This window comes from Halococcus salifodinae DSM 8989 (genome assembly GCF_000336935.1).
GTDB lineage: Archaea > Halobacteriota > Halobacteria > Halobacteriales > Halococcaceae > Halococcus > Halococcus salifodinae.
Genome location: NZ_AOME01000025.1, coordinates 1 through 532 on the forward strand (window position 1 = coordinate 1; position 532 = coordinate 532).

General features: G+C 59.8%; 1 protein-coding gene. It reads left to right on the forward strand.

The genetic code is table 11. The features are described from left to right. Window positions 1-2: 2 nt before the first annotated feature. Window positions 3-532, forward strand: a 530-nt coding sequence (locus tag C450_RS04885) for an IS630 family transposase (RefSeq protein ID WP_005040788.1), incomplete at its 3' end; no start/stop codon positions are given.

A 532-nucleotide genomic window follows, 5' to 3' on the forward strand; every position in this document is an offset into this window, starting at 1 on the left:
ATATGGAGGACGTCCTCGACCTTTATCACGAACCCTACGACGAGAAGCGTCCGGTCATCTGCTTCGACGAATCCAGCAAAGCACTCCGCGGCCACGAACACGACCCGCTCCCGGCGAAACCGGGAGCGGTCGAACGCGTCGATCACCGCTACGAACGCAACGGCAAACAGCGGATTCACCTCGCCACGGAACCGTTGACTGGCTGGGTGAACGTCGAGATTACCGAGCGGAGACGTACCACCGAGTGGATCGATCGGATGGTTGAACTCGCTGATGTCCACTACCCGGATGCGGACTGCATCCGGGTTGTGGTCGATCAGCTCAACACGCACAATCCCGCTGGCTTCTATCAGTTCTTCCCGCCAGACCAAGCCCAAGCGTACCTTGATCGGTTCGAGTTCCACTACGTCCCCAAGAAGGGAAGTTGGTTGAACATGGCCGAAATCGAGCTGGGCGTCCTCAAACGCCAGTGTCTCGACCGCCGGATCTATCACGCAGCGACCCTCCGGTCGGAGGTCGCTGCGTGGCAAGC